At 64.8% G+C, this 16,822-nt stretch carries 19 protein-coding genes; 8 read left to right on the top strand and 11 right to left on the bottom strand.

The features are described from left to right. The first annotated feature begins 142 nt into the window (after positions 1–142). The 3 genes from BLT08_RS11330 (at position 143) to BLT08_RS11320 (ending at position 3,317) form a co-directional block, all read left to right on the top strand. On the top strand, positions 143–1,828 hold the full coding sequence (locus BLT08_RS11330) for a hypothetical protein (RefSeq protein ID WP_090306694.1): 1,686 nt from the start codon (positions 143–145) through the stop codon (positions 1,826–1,828). Positions 1,829–2,057: 229 nt separating this feature from the next. After that, complete coding sequence (locus BLT08_RS11325) at positions 2,058–2,810, top strand: ribonuclease H-like domain-containing protein (RefSeq protein ID WP_090306690.1); 753 nt, start codon at positions 2,058–2,060, stop codon at positions 2,808–2,810. A 66-nt stretch (positions 2,811–2,876) separates the two neighbouring features. Then, positions 2,877–3,317: an acyl-CoA thioesterase gene (locus BLT08_RS11320; RefSeq protein WP_090306686.1), complete on the top strand. Its 441-nt coding sequence runs from the start codon at positions 2,877–2,879 to the stop codon at positions 3,315–3,317. A gap of 45 nt (positions 3,318–3,362) precedes the next feature. Here BLT08_RS11320 and BLT08_RS11315 read toward each other — a convergent pair whose 3' ends face one another. Continuing rightward, on the bottom strand, positions 3,363–3,653 hold the full coding sequence (locus BLT08_RS11315) for a DdfA family disk-determining factor (RefSeq protein ID WP_090306681.1): 291 nt from the start codon (positions 3,651–3,653) through the stop codon (positions 3,363–3,365). A 211-nt stretch (positions 3,654–3,864) separates the two neighbouring features. Here BLT08_RS11315 and BLT08_RS11310 point away from each other — a divergent pair, with 211 nt between their 5' ends. Further along, a complete protein-coding gene (locus BLT08_RS11310) occupies positions 3,865–4,440 on the top strand; it encodes a DUF7998 family protein (protein ID WP_394328196.1) in 576 nt (191 codons plus the stop codon). Positions 4,441–4,490: 50 nt separating this feature from the next. On the opposite strand, the gene BLT08_RS11305 is transcribed toward BLT08_RS11310, so the two are convergent. Continuing rightward, positions 4,491–5,882 (bottom strand): hypothetical protein, encoded by a 1,392-nt coding sequence (locus BLT08_RS11305; RefSeq protein ID WP_245724198.1) that lies wholly within the window; start codon positions 5,880–5,882, stop codon positions 4,491–4,493. An 88-nt stretch (positions 5,883–5,970) separates the two neighbouring features. On the opposite strand from BLT08_RS11305, the gene BLT08_RS11300 reads away from it, so the two are divergent. From BLT08_RS11300 to BLT08_RS11290, 3 genes are all read left to right on the top strand, one after another. Beyond that, positions 5,971–6,378 carry a MoaD/ThiS family protein gene (locus BLT08_RS11300; protein ID WP_090306677.1) on the top strand — a complete coding sequence of 136 codons (408 nt, stop codon included), beginning with the start codon at positions 5,971–5,973 and terminating at the stop codon, positions 6,376–6,378. Between the two features lie 61 nt (positions 6,379–6,439). Beyond that, on the top strand, positions 6,440–6,835 hold the full coding sequence (locus BLT08_RS11295) for a hypothetical protein (protein ID WP_090306674.1): 396 nt from the start codon (positions 6,440–6,442) through the stop codon (positions 6,833–6,835). Between the two features lie 83 nt (positions 6,836–6,918). Beyond that, positions 6,919–7,227, top strand: a complete 309-nt coding sequence (locus BLT08_RS11290; RefSeq protein ID WP_090306670.1) for a CGCGG family putative rSAM-modified RiPP protein — start codon at positions 6,919–6,921, stop codon at positions 7,225–7,227. A gap of 54 nt (positions 7,228–7,281) precedes the next feature. Here BLT08_RS11290 and BLT08_RS11285 read toward each other — a convergent pair whose 3' ends face one another. Both BLT08_RS11285 and BLT08_RS11280 read right to left on the bottom strand, forming a co-directional pair. Next, entirely contained in the window at positions 7,282–8,490 is a 1,209-nt protein-coding gene (locus BLT08_RS11285; RefSeq protein WP_090306666.1) for a TIGR04347 family pseudo-SAM/SPASM protein, read from the bottom strand. Beyond that, positions 8,487–8,846 (bottom strand): Htur_1727 family rSAM-partnered candidate RiPP, encoded by a 360-nt coding sequence (locus BLT08_RS11280; RefSeq protein WP_090306663.1) that lies wholly within the window; start codon positions 8,844–8,846, stop codon positions 8,487–8,489. The genes BLT08_RS11285 and BLT08_RS11280 overlap by 4 nt, the downstream gene beginning before the upstream one ends. A gap of 150 nt (positions 8,847–8,996) precedes the next feature. Here BLT08_RS11280 and BLT08_RS11275 point away from each other — a divergent pair, with 150 nt between their 5' ends. Continuing rightward, positions 8,997–10,118 carry a TIGR04053 family radical SAM/SPASM domain-containing protein gene (locus BLT08_RS11275; RefSeq protein WP_090306660.1) on the top strand — a complete coding sequence of 374 codons (1,122 nt, stop codon included), beginning with the start codon at positions 8,997–8,999 and terminating at the stop codon, positions 10,116–10,118. Positions 10,119–10,646: 528 nt separating this feature from the next. Here the strand turns inward: BLT08_RS11275 and BLT08_RS11265 are convergent. The 7 genes from BLT08_RS11265 to BLT08_RS11235 form a co-directional block, all read right to left on the bottom strand. Next, on the bottom strand, positions 10,647–12,482 hold the full coding sequence (locus tag BLT08_RS11265; RefSeq protein ID WP_090306654.1) for an acetyl-CoA carboxylase biotin carboxylase subunit: 1,836 nt from the start codon (positions 12,480–12,482) through the stop codon (positions 10,647–10,649). Between the two features lie 349 nt (positions 12,483–12,831). After that, positions 12,832–13,665: a carbon-nitrogen family hydrolase gene (locus BLT08_RS11260; RefSeq protein ID WP_090306650.1), complete on the bottom strand. Its 834-nt coding sequence runs from the start codon at positions 13,663–13,665 to the stop codon at positions 12,832–12,834. Next, positions 13,665–14,111, bottom strand: a complete 447-nt coding sequence (locus BLT08_RS11255; protein WP_090306647.1) for an SRPBCC family protein — start codon at positions 14,109–14,111, stop codon at positions 13,665–13,667. Before BLT08_RS11255 ends, BLT08_RS11260 begins: the two co-directional genes overlap by 1 nt. A 90-nt stretch (positions 14,112–14,201) precedes the next feature. Next, positions 14,202–14,426, bottom strand: a complete 225-nt coding sequence (locus BLT08_RS11250; RefSeq protein ID WP_006091498.1) for a DUF7123 family protein — start codon at positions 14,424–14,426, stop codon at positions 14,202–14,204. A gap of 99 nt (positions 14,427–14,525) precedes the next feature. Then, positions 14,526–14,714, bottom strand: coding sequence for a DUF7525 family protein (locus tag BLT08_RS11245; RefSeq protein ID WP_090306643.1), 189 nt, complete (start codon positions 14,712–14,714; stop codon positions 14,526–14,528). Between the two features lie 157 nt (positions 14,715–14,871). After that, entirely contained in the window at positions 14,872–15,216 is a 345-nt protein-coding gene (locus BLT08_RS11240) for a DUF8022 family protein (RefSeq protein ID WP_090306638.1), read from the bottom strand. Between the two features lie 3 nt (positions 15,217–15,219). Then, a complete protein-coding gene (locus BLT08_RS11235) occupies positions 15,220–16,764 on the bottom strand; it encodes an acyl-CoA carboxylase subunit beta (protein WP_090307683.1) in 1,545 nt (514 codons plus the stop codon). Between the last annotated feature and the right edge of the window lie 58 nt (positions 16,765–16,822).

Here is a 16,822-nt window from a genome sequence, read left to right as displayed (position 1 = left end):
TGGAACGTCGGATAGTGGGCCGAATCCTCACCGAACGAAATCGCCTGTAACGGCCGTCCTAAACGGTCTCAGTCCAGTGTTATTGGTGTTACGGCAGAAGGTCTATATATCGAACGACCTATCGGATTACAGAGTACCATATATGGTCGAACTTGACATTCAGCTTCTCGTAGGGGCTGCAGTAACCGTTTTCCTTGCGCTCATCTTTTTCGGCGTCGTCGTGCTCTGGGACGTCGCCCTCGCACTCCGAAGCGTCGGGGACAAAATCGACAAGCTCGAGGACAATATCGACGACGACTTGATGAATATCGCCCACGCGCTGGACGGGATCTCGAACGGACCGAACAACGGCGGGACGCAGCTTCATCTGAGCGGCGGCACGATTAGCTCCGGCCCCCAGGAGCAGGGACAGCCACAAGGGCCACAGCAGGCACCGCAACAGGCTGCCAACGAAACGGTTCGGCAGCCGTCCCAACAGCCCCGGACCGGCCAGCAGCCGTCACAAGCCGGTGATCTCGGTGCTGTCGACGGCGAGAACGAGCCGTCGGCCCCCGTAGGTGGAGACGAGCAGTCAGCCGACGGGACGACAGACGCAGACGACGTGCCGGCTAACGGAAGCGACGTGCCGACTGACGAGTCCACTTCCGACGGCGACGCCGAGGCGACGGCATCGTCCAAATCGGTCCACCCGCGAGCGGAGCGAAGCCGAGGTCGATTTACCACTTCGCCCGATCGAACGGCCTGGTACGCGACCCCGCTCGACCGCGAGGCGCTCCGATCGTCGGAACCGATGATTGCCGGTGCCCTGACCGACGGTTCGGACGCGGCTGTCGACGAGTCAGAGATTATCGCTGCGGGACCCGTAGAATCGGCCGCGCCGTCCGGGCCAGCCGAAGCGGACGGCGTGTCCGAGACGGCCGAAGTGGGTGATACGGACGAGACGACCGATAGCGATCCAGACAAAACGGCCGCCGATGATTCGGGCGACGCGGACGAGCCGTCCACCAGTGCTGAGACAAATCGGGACGACGATCACGGCAGAACGAACTCGAGCGGCGGATCGGCCGCCGGCGAGACGGACGACGTCGACTCGGCTACGCAGGAGGTCGACGACTCCGACGAGACCAGTAACTCGGCGTCGACCGGCTCGGACGTCCTCGCGTTCGAGGAAGACGAACCAACCGCCGACGAGGATCTGAGCGTGACGGAGTCGGGCGACGCGGACGCCACCGACGCCACCAACCCCGAAACCGAGTCGGGCGACCAGTCGACGACGGAAACCAGCATGGAACCGGTCGACGAAACCGCACTCGAGGGCACGAGTTCGGACGAGAACGCCGACACGCTCGAGGAGGACGACGGCGCCGTATCCGAGACCGACAACGGCACCAACGACCCGGTCGGCGGCGACGTCGAGACGTTTGCGTTCGGCGACGTGGACGACGTGGACGACGTAACCGTCGAAGAGGCCGTCGAGACGATCAACGAGGACGCACCGGCGCCGGAGCTCTCGAGCCACCACTTCGACGTGACGGCGGAGGTGTTCGAGGGTGAGGACGACGACCGCGACGGCGCCACCTTGTTGTTCGAGTTCGACACGGAGACGGTCGACATCAGCGGCTCGACGAAGCGACTCCTCCAGTACCAGATGCGGAGCTTCGCGGACCGCGACTCGACGCCCGACGGCGACGTGCGTATCGGACGGGACCGAATCGTCATCGAGATTCCCGATTCGGACGGGGCCGCCGTCCAGCGGTGGGGCGAGGCGGCCGTCAGTATCATCGATCGGACGCTGTACCTCTCGGACAACAGCTCCGACGATAACTGATCGAGGATATCTGCGAACGGTCTGCAGTGTTTTACAGTCAGTTTTCAATCGATCTGGTGTCCGTCTGTGACTCCTTTGTAGATCGTCTCCGGTTCATCTGCAACCCGTGTCCGATCCGTCCACAGTGCGTAGGCTCGCCCCCGTCCGACGAACTCGAGTCCGACCCACAGTCGACAGTTCCTCGGAGGGATCCAATCGCTTTTAGTTCGCTCGGCCCCCTGACACTGGTGTGCGAATCGAGAACAGTTTCATTCCCGTCCGCGGCGTCGGGGAAACCACCGAACGCAAGCTGTGGCAACAGGGGATCACCCACTGGGACGAGTTCGACGGTAGCGTCGTCGGCGACACGGTCGCCGACCGGATCGAGTCGTTCATCGAGGAGGGCCGAACCCACCTCGAGCGCGGCGACGTCTCCGTTTTCACGGAAGCGCTGCCCGCGGCCAGCCGCTGGCGTTGCTACGAGAACGTCCGCGAGAACACCTGCTTTCTGGACATCGAGACGACCGGTCTCGACGCGAGCTGTAACGACGTCACGACCGTCAGCGTCCACCGCGGCGGCGAGACGAAGACCTTCGTCCAGGGCCGGGACCTGACGAGTCAGCGTCTCGAGGACGAACTCGAAGCGTCCTCGCTGCTCGTGACGTTCAACGGCCAGCGCTTCGACGTGCCGTTCCTGGAGACCTGCTACGATATCGACGTCGCGACGCCCCACGTCGATCTCATGTACCCCTGCAAGAAGATCGGGCTCGACGGCGGACTGAAGGCCATCGAGAAGGATCTCGGAATCGATCGAGACATGCCCGATCTCTCCGGACGTGACGCCGTCCGGCTCTGGCACGAGTACGAACGCGGCGACGAGGCGGCACTCGAGACGCTCGTCGAGTACAACCGAGCGGACACGAAGAACATGGAACCGCTGATGGAGATCGTCACGGACCGGCTTCACGAGACCGTCTTCGAAGCGGCCTGTGCCGGCGAGTAGCGAGCCGAGAGGATTTCGCAGCGCCGAGGAAACGTATAGGGCACAGTACTCGGTACAGAACAAACGATGAGCGACGAGCGCGGCGAGTCAGACGAGAACAGTGATCCAGACAACAGCTACGAGTGCGAGATTGGTATCGACGTTCGCCTCCGCGACCTCGATTTCATGGGCCACGTCAACAACGCGATTTACGCGACGTTTCTCGAGGAGGCTCGAGAGGCGTACTTCGAGGACGTTATCGGCGTCTCGCTGACCGACGTCGGAACCGTAATCGCGAGCCTCACTATCGACTACATCCGACCGATCGAAAGCGATGCCGAGGTCACCGTCGCAGTAGGCGTGGCAGAACTGGGGTCCTCGAGTCTGACGATGGCGTACGAAATTCGAGCCGACGACGAACCGGCCGCGACGGCACGAACGGTCCAGGTGCTCGTCGATCGAGAAACGGGGCAGTCCGAATCGATTCCGGGCGAGTGGCGGAATCGGATCGATGGGGCAAGCGACTGAGGAGTGTCGCTCAGCGGCTACGACGAACCGCCTCGATACCGACCCTTATCTCCCGTTGTTCAGCTCTTCGACGTCTACGTCACCGTCACTCGAGACGACGACGAGATAGCCACAGAACGGAAATTCGACGCGGCCGGAGGCTCGAGGGCTGCCGTCCTCTCGCGGCGCGAAAAGTGTATCGAGGGCTTCCGGGTTGATCGCATCGTACAGCGCTTCGTACTCCGGCGGTTCGATATCCATCGGGTCGACACCCTCACGTTCGGCGATCGCAGCAATTACGTCAAAACTGACTGAGTGGACGGCAGCGGTATCCGATCGGTCGACTGAGAGTAGCATTGGCCAGACTCTTACAGTCACTGATTATAAATCCTCTGGCCCCAACCTCACCTTGTTGGCCAGTAGCGTTCACTAAAGTATATATGTATACATTAGAGCCCATATTTTGCTCGAGTAAGAGTTTGAGATAAGTACATAGATAGTATCCTAAACAATCAGCGTAAGTCTATCAATCGTACAGGCAGCCATTGTAATGGTACCTTTTTCGAATATGTTCGGGATCACCTACTGGAACAGCCCGACTCTATGGCTAGTCGTCATGAACCCCTTCGCGACAGATCCATCCCCGACGACCGAGACCGAGCGGACGACCGACGGCTTCGACGGGTGGGACGCGTTCGATCTGGATCACGTCCCCGAACCCGGTCCGTTCCTCGAGGGACACGCCGTGCTCACGGGCGACGAACACGCCGCCTTTCACCGCCTCACTCGAGCCCTGTTCGAGGAACGCGGCGTCTACGATGCGACGTTCGGCTACAATCTCGCGCGTCTCAACCTCGACCGACGACATCCGGACGCGGGCTTTCGCTACGCCGTCGATGCCGACGAACCCGCCGTCTTGCGGGCGGAGTTCACCTCGACGACCGAGTTCTGTCCGGCGGCAGACGCGCTAGTCAAAGGTGCGTTTCGTGCGTGGAACGGTCTCGCGAGCCGCCACGAGTACGATCTCGTCCGCGTTCGCGTTCACCCGTCACACCAGCAAGCCGACGCGCTCGACGCGTCGCTCGAGCGACTCGAGCGCTCGATTCGGGAAACCGGATCGATACCGAACTCTCCGTCCGTGTAAATGAAAGCCCGCTAACCGATCGAGAGACGGATGCAACTCACCATTTGTGGCTACAGACGAGGCCCAACGCCTCCGACATCCTCCCGAGTTTCGCGATCGCCAGTCTCGTCCACGGTGGAACCGATTCGAAGGCTTCTCGCGAGCACCCCACCGATCCCGTCGGGTGCGTGTCGGTGGAGCGTCAGCAGCATATTCAGAACGAATAGGCAGAACCCGAGTGTGGCGAGCACCGCACTCGAGACCGTCATCGCGGTTGGCAGCGCGAACAGCGGCCCAGCGGTCATGCCGAGCAAGCCGACGAGCGTGAGCCAGAAGTCGGCCCGCTCGAGTCGTGCGTCGTACAGGTCGTCGACCATCGGTACCCGCTCGAAGCCGAGTCGGTCGCTGTAGCGTTCGAGCCAGATGATGAACGGGACGATGTGGTAGAGCGAGCCGACGACGACGAACCCGAAGACGCCGAAGACGAGCAGGGTCGTCGCGTCGGGGTGGCCGAACAGGGTCGCGTAGCTCGCCGGCTCGAGCCACCACGCGGAGACGGTGAGGGCGATCCAGGCCCACAGCGACGCTGCGACCACCCAGTACCGCGCGGTCATCGGCGAGCGATCGACGGTCGATCGTGCCAGTTGGCGCGCGATAACGACGGTGAACGCGGCGAGGCCGAGGAGGACGGCGAGTGCGCCGACTCGAGCGAGCGACTCAGCGGCCAGTCCGCGACCCACGGCGAAGACGAGCAGACCGGCGGGAAACAGCAGTTGCTCGAGTCTGAGCAGCCGGTCGTCGAACGGCGTTCGATCGGTCTGGGTGAACATCGTCGCGAGTTGGGCCAGCGCGCCAACGATCGTCGCGAGGACGGCACCGAAGAGCGCGAAGGTCGCGTGAATCAGTAGGACGTCGCCTCTGTCGACGAACGTCGAGTCGAAAACGCCGACCGTGAAATCGAGAGCCAGAAGGAATCCGAGCGGTGCGGCGAGGGCGAAACAGCCGAGTGCGAACGCGAAGTGTCGCTCGGTCAGATCGAACGGCCGCGCCCGTACCAGCGTTCGACCGACGTTGTAGACGAAGATCCAGAGCCCGAACAGGAGGGCTGCGGCCGCGACGAGGAGCCAGGACAGCGCCGTCGCGAGCAGCGCCGTCGCGAAGCCGACTACGCCGACGGCGACGAGGACGAGTTGTGCGACCGCCAGCCGTCGAGAGTGAATCGCGACCCCCGACCAGACGGGGACGAACTGCGTCATCGCCCCCATAATCGTGATCGCGATCCAGCCGATCAACAGGAGGTGGACGTGCGCCGCGTTCGACAGCCCAGGGACCGTCGTGACGGCCATGACGGTCCCGCCGACGACGCCCACTACGAGGAAGGCGAGTCCGACGACGAAGTGGCCGAGCGGGATCGCCATCGGCGGTTGCTGGTCCGTTCGGAGGTCGCCTCGAATCCGGTTCATATCCGACAGTCGGGTATCCACCGCCGTCCAGTTGTGTCCGAACACGTTCGGGATCGAACGGTTGCGCTTCGCGGCCGTACGATCGGATATGACCGCCGAGCAGGTTCACCAAGACGCGCGAGAAGAGAAACAGCCGAAAACGACCGTCACCGTCCGCTGCACCGGCCACGTTCGCGACGCCGTCGGCAACCACGAACTCGAGTACACCTTCGCGGGCGACCGACTCCGAGAGTTCCTCGACGCTTTCTTCGGCGAGTACGACGTCGAGGAGATGCTGATCGCCGAAACCGAGGCGGAGGCGACCGCCCACGGCTGGGCGCCCGCGCCCGAGGAACTGCCTGGTACCTGGCGCAAGAACCCCGAAGGCGAACAGACCCGAGCGTTCGCTCGCGTCTGCATCAACGGCCGGTTCAACGAACACTTCGAGGGGCTCGAGACCGAACTCGAGGAGGGCGACCGCGTGGCCCTCATCTACCCGTTCATGTTCTGTTGCTGAGACGGCACCCGAACGGGTTCGGAGCAACGGTTTGGGTCCGACGCGGACACACTCGCACACGATGTCAGCCGAGATCAACTCCGGTCGGGCCGACGGAACGACGACCGTCGACGTTCGCTGCACCGGCCGCGTTCGCGAGCGCGTCGGCAGCCACGAACTCGAGTTTACCTTCGCGGGCGACCGACTCCGAACGTTTCTCGCGGCGTTCGCCGCGACGTACGACCTCGAGGCGTTCTTCGCCGTCGACCCGGAACGCGAGCCCCATCCGATGGCGCGAGTCTGGGCCCGTCCGCCGGGCGAGTTTCCGGGCTGGCGACCGCCCGACGGCGATCGGTCCAGACCCTACGGGCGGATTTGTCTCGACGGGCAGTTCAGCGACAACCTGGACGGTCTCGAGACGCGACTCGAGGACGGCGACCGAATCGCCCTCCTGTATCCGTTCCTGTTCGCGCCGTGACCCGCTCGGCCACGCGACACAGCCGTCGCGTCCCGAACCCGTTCGTCTCAGGGCTTACTGTCGGCAGTACCGACGTATCGAATATGAGCAACAGCGCCGACCCGATCATCGAACCCGTAACCCGACGCGATCACGACGTCTCGTGGTCGGCGAACCTCGAGCAACCCTACCACGCGGCGGACCGTTCCCTCGTCGTCGAACAGGCCGTGGACGCGGTCGATGCGACGGCGAACGGGACGCACGTTAACCTCGTCACGCACCGCAATCACGGACGGCCCGAGGCGTATCTCTGGGAGGCGCTCGAGGGGACGTTCGACGGCCTCTCGCTCGAGTACGTCGACCAGTGTGGCTGTGGCGGACACGTGACTCGCGTCCACGTCGGCGGCGAGTGAGCCGGTCGCGGCCGACGTTCTTGTGCGGGCCCGGAATCGCGCTCGGCAGCCGTCTCAGTCCGCGACGCCGCCGGCCGGTCCGCCGCCGCGCCGTTCGTCCTCGCGGAGGTAACACTGCGGGTCGGGGGCGAACAGGTCGCCCGTCGTCGCCAGCGCTCGGAGTCGGGAGCCGCCGCGACAGATCGATCGGTAGCGACAGTCCGCACACGCTCCCGTTAGGTGGTCCTCCCGATTTCGAAGGGCGGACAGAAGCGGATTCGACTCGTCCTCCCAGATCTCGCCGAACGGCCGATCCCGGACGTTTCCGAGACTGTACCCCTGCCAGAACTGGGTCAGGTGAACGTTGCCCGCGTAGTCGACGTCCGCGATTCGCTCGCCCGTCGGGTCGCCGCCATTTCGCTCGAGGTGGTCGTAAACGGCCCGCGCTTTCGCCTCGCCGAACTCCTCGCGGGCGTACTCGACGAGGAAGCCGGCGTCGGCATAGTTGCCCACCAGCAGCGTCTCGATCTCCTCGCCGCGGTCGTGGTAGTCGAGCGTGAGGTCTACGACGCGCTCGACGGCCTCGCGTTTTGCCGCGGGCGAGAGATCAACGTCGACGATATCGGCCCCGCGGCCGCCGTAATCGAGGTGGTAGAAGCAGAATCGGTCGAGACCCTTCTCGGCGAGCAGGTCGACGACGCCCTCCAGGTCGGGCGCGTTGGCCTCGGTGATCGTGTACCGAAGCCCGGTCTTGAGGCCGACCTCGAGACAGTTCTCGATGCCCCGGACGGCGGCCTCGAACGCGCCGTCTCGCCCTCGAAACCGGTCGTTTCGCTCGGGGAGACCGTCGACCGAGATGCCGGCGTACTGGAGTCCGGCGTCTCGCAGCGTCGCGGCTTTCTCCCGCGTGAGCAGCGTGCCGTTCGAGGAGAGCACCGGCCGGAGGCCGAGGTCCGCGGCGTGATCGACGAGTTCGACCAGATCCTCGCGAACGAGCGGTTCGCCCCCCGAAAAGAGGACGACCGGGGCCCCGTAGTCGGCGAGTTGTGCGAGGAACGCCTTCGCCTCGTCCGTCGAGAACTCGCTCGGCGCGGCCTCGAGGTCGGCGCCGGCGTAGCAGTGCGAGCAGTAGAGGTTACACCGACGGGTCGCGTTCCAGACCACGACCGGCTTGCGCTGTTTGTCCGCGGTGATCTGGGGCTTCGAGGAGCCGGCCGCAGCGTCGTAGCGCAGGCCGTCGCCCTCGGCGTCGAGGTCGCAGAGGAGTTTGCTGATCGAGATCACGCGTCGGTCACCCGGCCCTCCCCCTCGCGAGGTTCGCCCTCAGTTCCCTCGTAAACGCGCGGTTCCTTGTGCTCGTCACGGTCGCCGTCACCGTCGTTCGGTTCGTCAGCGTCCGACTCGAGCCCCCGCGTCGAGTACCGTTCCACGTCGTCGGCCGGACAGAGCCAGAGGTCGACGGCGTACCAGCCGAACAGCCTCGAGGCGTGTTCGTGGGCCTCCGTACCGCTGGCTGCGGCCACGCTGCCGACGTGACGCAGCGGATCGCCCGACTCGTCCCGACAGAACACCTCCCACTGCTGGGTTGGATTCCCCCGTTCGTCCGCATCTACACGCTCGCGTCGTGCCTTCTCGACCATGCGGGGACGTAGGGAATCCGGCCGAAGAGCGTTCACCCAAACTCCCATCTCGTGGGAACTCTTCGCCTGCGTACCGAACGCGTTCGGCGGTGTTCCCGACCGCCGGGAACGACGGAGAGCTATTCAACCGATCGTCGTCGATATCCGACGATGCGCCCCGGTACCCTCGACACGGCCGAGCGACCGCTCGTGCTCATCTGGGAACTCACCCAGGCCTGCGGGCTCGCCTGTGACCACTGCCGTGCCGACGCGCGGCCGAACCGCCATCCGAACGAGCTCTCGACCGCGGAAGGAAAACGGCTGCTCGAGCAGGCCGCTGCCTTCGGCGACGGCCAGCTGGTCGTCCTCTCGGGCGGCGACCCGCTCGTTCGGGACGACGTCGAGGAGCTGATCGCCTACGGCGACGATCTGGGCCTGCGGATGACGATCACGCCGAGTGGGACCCACTCGTTGACGCCCGATCGAATTCGGGCGATGGCCGACGCCGGGCTCAAACGGATGGCCGTCAGCATCGACGGCGCGTCGCCCGAGAGCCACGACGCCTTTCGGGGCGAAACTGGCAGCTTCGAGGAGACGATTCGGGCCGTCGCGGACGCTCGAGCCGTTGGGCTCCCGGTGCAGGTCAACACGACCGTCTGCCGGCAGACGGTCGGGGAACTCCCCGCCATCCGGGACCTCCTCTCCGAAATCGGCGCGGTCATGTGGAGCGTCTTCTTCCTCGTGCCGATCGGCCGAGGGTCGATTCTCGAGCCGATCGATCCCGCCGAGGCCGACGCGGTGATGGCCTGGCTGGACGAGGTGAGCGAGACGGAGCCGTTCGGGCTCAAGACGACCGAAGCCCCACAGTACCGACGGGTCTCGATCCAGCGCCAGCAGCGGGGAGCGATTGCGAATCCCGACGGCGAAACGTCGAATCCCGGTCTCGAGCGGCGCACCGGTATCGTCGCCGGCGACGGCTTCGCGTTCGTCAGCCACACCGGCGAAGTCTTTCCCTCGGGATTTCTCCCGGAATCGGCCGGTAACGTTCGCGATCGACCAGTGTGCGAGATCTACCGGGAATCACCGCTCTTCGAGTCGTTGCGCGACCGCGACCAACTCACGGGGAAGTGCGGCGCCTGCCCGTACCGAACCGTCTGCGGCGGCAGTCGCTCCCGCGCGTACGCCCACACCGGCGACCCGCTCGAGAGCGATCCGCTCTGTCCGTTCGTCCCCGACGCCTACGACGGACCGTTGCCGTGGGACTCGAGCGACGGCGTCTCCGTGGGCGATTGATCGGAACGAACGCCGACGATCGAACCGTCTGCGGCGGCGCGTGCTGGATCGAAGTGAGCAGAGCGGTTCGAGACGCACCGCAGTAGAATAGTCGCAGTCAGCGAACGATACCAGCCGTCGCGATCGAGGCCGGGAACGGGTCGGCGGGTGGCCGGAGCACCAATGACTGACCAGTCAGACGCCGGAGCCGGGCACCACCCCGAGTCCGGTGTCGCTCCGGAGGCACCCGAGCCGATCGTTCGGCGTTCACCCGCGCACCGATCGTCCGGTGACGACCGGGCGACACGGTGTCGTCGCAGCGGCGTCGAGCGGAAACCGCTCGAGACCGCGTGCACCGGTCGTTTCGAGCCTCTCCCCTTCACTGCTGGCCCGCACATATTCACTGACGGAACCAGAATCGAATCCCGATCGGCGCTGAGAACCGGCTCTTAGTTCGACCTGCGGGAGTCGAATCGACCGGAGAAATCGACGCAATCGAATCGCCTCGACTCGAGAACTGTACTCGTCCACCTCGAGACCGAAGCCGCCCTACTCGAGGACGACCAGCACGTCGCCCATATCCACGCTCTGGTCTTCCTCGACGGCGATCTCGGTGACGGTGCCGCCCTTGGAGGCGACGATGTCGTTTTCCATCTTCATCGCCTCGAGGACGACCAGCACGTCACCGGCGGCGACCTCGTCGCCGACCTCGACCTTTACGTCGAGGATCGTCCCCTGCATCTCCGCGTCAACCGTCTCGCCGCTGCCCTCGAGTTCGCTTCCGCCGCTGTCCCCGCCCGCGGGCTGTGGCGGTTGAGCGCCGCCGCCACCGACGTCGACGTCGCCGGCCGGGATGGCGGGCGCGCCGTGTTCCTCGAGTTCGACCTCGAAGCGCTTGCCGTTGACCTCGACGGTGAACTCGCGTTCGACGGTCTCCTCGTCGTCGCCGCTTCCGCCGTCGCCGACGTCGCCGCCCCACTGCGCTTGGGCCTCTTCGATTCGGCTCTCGTCGATCTCCTCGTCGAGATACTTCGTGGTGTGGGTGCTCTGGACGAACTCCTCGTCGGTGAGCATGAGTCGGTGGAAGGGGATGATCGTCGGGATGCCCGCGATCTCGTACTCCCGTAGGGCGCGCAGCGAGCGCTCGATACACTCGTCGCGGTCCTCGCCCCAGACGACGAGTTTGGCGATCATCGAGTCGTAGTCGGTGACGAGGTCGTCACCCTGGCGAAGGGCGTCGTCCATGCGGACGCCGATGCCGCCCGGTGGGTCGTAGGTCTCGAGCGTGCCACCGGTCGCCGGCGCGAAGTCGTTGGCCGCGTTCTCGGCGTTGATCCGGAACTCCATCGCGTGGCCGTCGATCTCGACGTCGTCCTGTGCGAAGTCGAGCTCCTCGCCGGCGGCGATCCGAATCTGGCGCTTGACGATGTCGATGCCCGTGATCTCCTCGGTAACGGTGTGTTCGACCTGGATACGGGTGTTGACTTCGAGGAAGTAGAAGTTCGCGTCGGGACCGAGCAGTTCGCCCGGCTCTCGCTCTTCCTCTTCGACGAGGAACTCGACGGTGCCGGCGTTGGTGTACTCCGCGGCGGAGACGCCCCGACGGGCGGCCTCGCCGATCTTCTCGCGCAACTCGTCCGAGAGGGCCGCCGACGGCCCCTCCTCGATGACCTTCTGGTGACGCCGCTGGAGCGAACAGTCGCGCTCCCCGAGGTGGCGGACGTTTCCGTGGTGGTCGGCGACGATCTGGACCTCGATGTGGCGCGGCTGCTCCAAGTAGCGCTCGAGGTAGACCGAGTCGTTGTCGAAGTAGGCCTCGCCCTCGCGCTGGGCGCTCTCGAGTTGGTCCTCGACTTCGCTTTCGTCCCAGACGACCTTCATCCCGCGGCCGCCGCCGCCGCCTTCGGCCTTGATGGCGATCGGATAGCCGTGTTCCTCGCCGAACGTTTTGACCTCTTCCGGTTCGGTGACGGGGTCGGTGGTCCCGGGAACGATCGGGACGTCGGCCTCGTTCATGATCGTTCGCGCCTTGGTCTTCTCGCCCAGCGACTCCATCGCGTCGCTCGCGGGACCGATCCAGGTGATCCCGTCGGCGGCTTCGACTTTGCTCGCGAATTCGGCGTTCTCCGCGAGGAAGCCGTAGCCGGGGTGAATCGCGTCGGCGTCCGCTCGCCGCGCGGCGTCGATGACGGCCTCGTGATCGAGGTACGAGTCCGCCGCTCGCGCGGGGCCGACGTTGTACGCTTCGTCGGCGTAGCGGACGTGGCCGCCGTCCGAGTCGGCGTCGGAGTAGACGGCGACCGTGCCGATATTCAGCTCCTCGCACGCTCGCATCACTCGAACGGCGATCTCCCCTCGGTTCGCGACGAGAACCTTCCTGAACATTCCTGGCAAAACAGACGCGAACCGGCTACGTTACTTTTTCGCAACGGGTCGCCGCTGGATGGATGGGGCAACGGCTATGTACTCGAATTCGAGTGAGTTCGTCCGAAAGGGATGTGGACGAGGGAGTGGGCGAGACGTGGGGCGGAGTGAGTCGCTCGTTCCCGGGAGACGAGCGAGCGACGGGCCGGAGCGACGCGCAATGCCGGTCGTGACGTGAAAAGCGCCTGTCAACCGGCACTTGAATAATTACCGCCACGGGATAAAAAGTCAGCGGTCGCGGGATCGTCTCGTCGTCTGATGGTTTCATCCGCGATCGGCCGGGGGTAGTCGTCGATTCTGCGCCTCGAGACTACAGCCGTCGATCTCGGAGCGCCGGAAACTCCTCGCGCACGCGCTCGAGCGAGTCGAGATCGATGTCGCTCACGACCAGCGTCGGCTCGTCACCGCTCGAGGAAAGCGCGGTCCCCCAGGGGTCGTAGACGGTCGAGCGGCCGAGCAGCGTCGCGTCGGCGTCGTCGAACTCGCCGGAACCGTTGATCGTCGCGACGAAACACTGATTCTCGATCGCACGGGCACGTGAAAGCGTCTCCCAGTGTTCGATCCGCGGATAGGGCCACGCACTCGGCACGAGCACCAGTTCCGCGCCGGCGTCGATCAGCCGTCGGTAGAGCTCCGGAAATCGCAGGTCGTAGCAGGTGGTCGCGCCGACGGTGACGCCGCCGATTTCGGTGGTCTCGATGCGTTCGCCGGGCACGAGCAGCTCCGACTCGGCCGACTGGTAGCCAAAGAGGTGGTGTTTTCGGTAGACCAGCTGTAACGCGCCGCTCGAGTCGAACAGCGCGGCCGTGTTCGCGAGCCCCTCCTCGGCGGGCGTCGCGACGGTCTCGGTGGCGGCCAGATCCTCGACGATGCTTCCCGCGAGGACGGCGATCTCGTGCTCGGCCGCGGCTTCCTGCAGCTGCGTGAAGGTCTCCCCCTCGAACGGCTCGGCAAGGCGTTCGTAGCTGTCGAACGCGAAGTAGCCCACGTTGAACAGTTCCGGAAGCGCGACCAGGTCCGCACCTCGGGAGGCGGCGCTCGAGACCGCCTCGAGCGCTCGCTCGACGTTCGCGTCGATCTCGGCGGGTTCGACCTCGAGCTGGGCGAGAGCGATCCGGAGTCCGTCCGCGGTCGAGGCCGCCATCACGACTCCTCCGACCGAGTCCGCTCGATATCCCGTTCGAGCGCCCGACGGAGGTTCTCGAGTTCGCCGTCCAGATTGCGCTTGAAGAACTTCTCGACACCGGGGAGTTTGCCGTCGACGGTGAAGTTGTTCTCGAGCCGAGAGCCTGCTTCCGTCTCGACGATCTCGTGTTTTCCGGTGACCTGCATCACTTTCGATTTCCCGACGAACTCGACGTACTCCGGCGGCTCGCGAGTGACGTCTTCGGTCTCGACGGCGACGGTCTTGCGGACGAGCGGGATGGGCAGTTCGACGTGCCAGGTTACTCGCCGACCCTCGGGGTCGTCGACGGTGTACTCCTGAACGACGCTGATTGCCTGGGCCCGGTTCTCCGGGTCGGCGATGAACTCCCAGACGCGCTCGGGTGATGCCGACAGCTCGAACGAACGGTCGACCCGTACAGTCATGGCTCTACCTGCGTGAGTCACTATTAAAAAGACCGTGGACCGAGCGGGGATCGACGTCCGGACGCGTGAAACCGTGCGTGGTATGCGGATTCAACTGATGGTGACTTTCCAGGTCGTCGAACGGGCACGGCCCCACTTTTCGATGTCGACCTCGTCGGCTTTCTCCGCGAGGTGAGGGAGACGGACACCTACCTGTTTCGAGGACAATCCGATCGCGTCCGCGATGTTCTTCGCCCGGAAGTACTGTTCACCTCGGGCGGCGCTCTCTCGGAGGTGTGAGAGAATTCGCTGCTCTTCGTTGGAGTAGTCGGTCATCGTCCGTGGTCGCCTCTAGGGCGTCGTTGCTCTTAACTTTTATAGGCCGTTTCAGGTCGATTACGCTGACTGTCACCGGCGTTTCGGCCGGTGTGTGAGTTAGTCCCAGTAGAGGTGGATGCCGACGACTGCCAGCGAGCTAAAGAGCATCGCCGCCGCGAATCCCCAGGCAGCCGTCATATCTGGTGCACCAACGAACATCAACAGCGCACCGATCGACGCGACTGCGCCGAGCGCGAGCGCCAGTCCAACACCCATATCCGTCGTAGACTCGGTTTCCGTGGCCATGCTCGGGGGTTGTGTGTGGGGTCTCTTAATTGCATTCATTGACCCGCAGGAGAGGAGACGCGGAACGGCGGATTCGAGGTGCTCCGGACGACCCTGCGTTCGATACACAGAGCACGACTCGAGGCTGAGACAGCGAAAGACAGCGGCCGAACCCGCGTCAGAACCGATCGGTTCGCCCGGCAGCCGACCAGGCGTTCGTCGGCGCATCGCGTGGGACGCGCACGGTTCGTGACTGCTGGTCGCGAATCCGACCCGCGAACGCCCAGCGCTTCTCGTCCCACGTCTCCTCGCCGTCCGCGGCCGCCGCGGCGGCGACCGCCAGCGCGTGGTCGTGAAGGTGAGCACCGACGGCCGCGACGATCGCCGCGGCTTCCTCGTCGTCCGCATCGTCGGGGATATCGAGACTGGCGCCGGCCGGCAGCACGCTCGCGGCCGTCTCGCGTCCCTCGTCCGTCGCGGACCCACCCGAATCGCTCGGCTCGGCCTGTTTCTGGGATGCCATGCGTTACAGTGGGATGTTGCCGTGTTTCTTGTCCGGGTTCTGTTCGCGTTTCGTCTCGAGCATCTCGAGGTCGTCGATCAGCCGCGGTCGGGTCTCGGTCGGGACGATGACGTCATCGAGGAAGCCCTTGTCCGTTGCAGTGTACGGGTTGGCGAACTCCTCGCGGTACTCCTCGATGAGTTCGTCGCGCAGTTCGTCGGGGTTGTCGGACTCGGCGAGTTCCTTGCGGTAGAGGATGTTGACCGCGCCCTGGGGGCCCATAACCGCGATTTCGGCGGTCGGCCAGGCGTAGTTGACGTCGGCGCCGAGGTTCTTCGAGGCCATGACACAGTAGGCGCCGCCGTAGGCCTTGCGGGTGATAACGGTCAGCAGCGGGACGGTCGCCTCCGAGTACGCGTAGAGGAGCTTCGCGCCGTGGCGGATGATCCCGCGGTGTTCCTGGTCGGTCCCGGGCATGTAACCGGGGACGTCGACGAAGGTGACGATGGGGATGTTGAAGGAGTCACAGAAACGGATGAATCGGGACCCTTTCATCGAGGAGTCGACGGTGAGCGTGCCGGCGTTGACGCGGGGCTGATTGGCGACGAGGCCGACCGAGCGACCGTCGAGACGGCCGAAGCCGACGACGATCTCCTTGGCGAAGTTGTCCGCCACCTCGAAGAACGAGCCCTCGTCGACGACGCTGTCGATGACGTCGGTCATGTCGTAGGGCTTCTGGGGGCTCGGGGGAACGATCGACTTGAGTTCCTCGTCGCGGCGGTCGGGATCGTCCCACGGCTCGACGCGCGGCGGATCCTCGACGTTGTTCTGGGGGAGGTAAGAGAGCAGTCGTTTGATATCGTCCAGGGCCTGTTCTTCGCTCTCGCAGGCGAATTGGGCGACGCCGGTCTTCCCGGCGTGGGTCATCGCGCCGCCCAGTTCCTCATGTGTGACTTCCTCCCCGGTGACGGTCTTGGTGACGCCGGGGCCGGTGATGTACATGTGGCTCGTGTCTTTCACCATGAAGATGAAGTCGGTGATAGACGGCGAGTAGACCGCACCGCCCGCACAGGGGCCCATGATGGAGGAGATCTGCGGGACGACGCCGCTGGCTTCCTGGTTTCGGCGGAAAATTTCGGTGAAGCCGGCGAGACTCTTGACGCCCTCCTGAATGCGGGCGCCGGCGGAGTCGTTGAGTCCGACGATGGGAGCGCCCACTTCCATCGCCATGTCCATGACCTTACAGATCTTCTCGGCGAAAACCTCGCCGAGCGAGCCGCCGAAGACGGTGAAGTCGTGGGCGAAGACGAAGACGGTGCGCCCGTTGACCTCCCCGTAGCCCGTGACGACGCCGTCGCCGGGCACCTTCTTTTCCTCCATCCCGAACTGGCTGGTCTGGTGGGTTCGAAGCTGGTCGAACTCGGTGAAGGTTCCCTCGTCGAGGAAGTAGTCGATCCGCTCGCGAGCGGTCATCTTCCCCTTGTCATGTTGCTTCTCGATTCGCTCCTCACCACCGCCGAGACGGGCCTCTTCGCGAAGCTCCTCGAGTTCGTCGATCCGATCCTCCATGGTCATTGATGAACCCTCCCGTTCATTGCCCGAGGCAACGACCACGTTCCTCAAAAGC

The sequence above is a fragment of the Natronorubrum texcoconense genome, from assembly GCF_900100335.1.
Classification (GTDB): domain Archaea; phylum Halobacteriota; class Halobacteria; order Halobacteriales; family Natrialbaceae; genus Natronorubrum; species Natronorubrum texcoconense.
This window is presented reverse-complemented; position numbering and strand designations above follow the sequence as displayed.

Bases quoted from the DNA above. Each gene is read 5' to 3' on its own strand.
- BLT08_RS11265 (WP_090306654.1), bottom strand. From the start codon at position 12,482: ATGTTCAGGAAGGTTCTCGTCGCGAACCGAGGGGAGATCGCCGTTCGA.
- BLT08_RS11250 (WP_006091498.1), bottom strand. From the start codon at position 14,426: ATGACCGACTACTCCAACGAAGAGCAGCGAATTCTCTCACACCTCCGA.
- BLT08_RS11255 (WP_090306647.1), bottom strand. From the start codon at position 14,111: ATGACTGTACGGGTCGACCGTTCGTTCGAGCTGTCGGCATCACCCGAG.
- BLT08_RS11260 (WP_090306650.1), bottom strand. From the start codon at position 13,665: ATGGCGGCCTCGACCGCGGACGGACTCCGGATCGCTCTCGCCCAGCTC.
- BLT08_RS11310 (WP_394328196.1), top strand. From the start codon at position 3,865: ATGTTCGGGATCACCTACTGGAACAGCCCGACTCTATGGCTAGTCGTC.
- BLT08_RS11245 (WP_090306643.1), bottom strand. From the start codon at position 14,714: ATGGCCACGGAAACCGAGTCTACGACGGATATGGGTGTTGGACTGGCG.
- BLT08_RS11315 (WP_090306681.1), bottom strand. From the start codon at position 3,653: ATGCTACTCTCAGTCGACCGATCGGATACCGCTGCCGTCCACTCAGTC.
- BLT08_RS11240 (WP_090306638.1), bottom strand. From the start codon at position 15,216: ATGGCATCCCAGAAACAGGCCGAGCCGAGCGATTCGGGTGGGTCCGCG.
- BLT08_RS11280 (WP_090306663.1), bottom strand. From the start codon at position 8,846: ATGGTCGAGAAGGCACGACGCGAGCGTGTAGATGCGGACGAACGGGGG.
- BLT08_RS11305 (WP_245724198.1), bottom strand. From the start codon at position 5,882: ATGAACCGGATTCGAGGCGACCTCCGAACGGACCAGCAACCGCCGATG.
- BLT08_RS11320 (WP_090306686.1), top strand. From the start codon at position 2,877: ATGAGCGACGAGCGCGGCGAGTCAGACGAGAACAGTGATCCAGACAAC.
- BLT08_RS11330 (WP_090306694.1), top strand. From the start codon at position 143: ATGGTCGAACTTGACATTCAGCTTCTCGTAGGGGCTGCAGTAACCGTT.
- BLT08_RS11300 (WP_090306677.1), top strand. From the start codon at position 5,971: ATGACCGCCGAGCAGGTTCACCAAGACGCGCGAGAAGAGAAACAGCCG.
- BLT08_RS11290 (WP_090306670.1), top strand. From the start codon at position 6,919: ATGAGCAACAGCGCCGACCCGATCATCGAACCCGTAACCCGACGCGAT.
- BLT08_RS11275 (WP_090306660.1), top strand. From the start codon at position 8,997: ATGCGCCCCGGTACCCTCGACACGGCCGAGCGACCGCTCGTGCTCATC.
- BLT08_RS11295 (WP_090306674.1), top strand. From the start codon at position 6,440: ATGTCAGCCGAGATCAACTCCGGTCGGGCCGACGGAACGACGACCGTC.
- BLT08_RS11235 (WP_090307683.1), bottom strand. From the start codon at position 16,764: ATGGAGGATCGGATCGACGAACTCGAGGAGCTTCGCGAAGAGGCCCGT.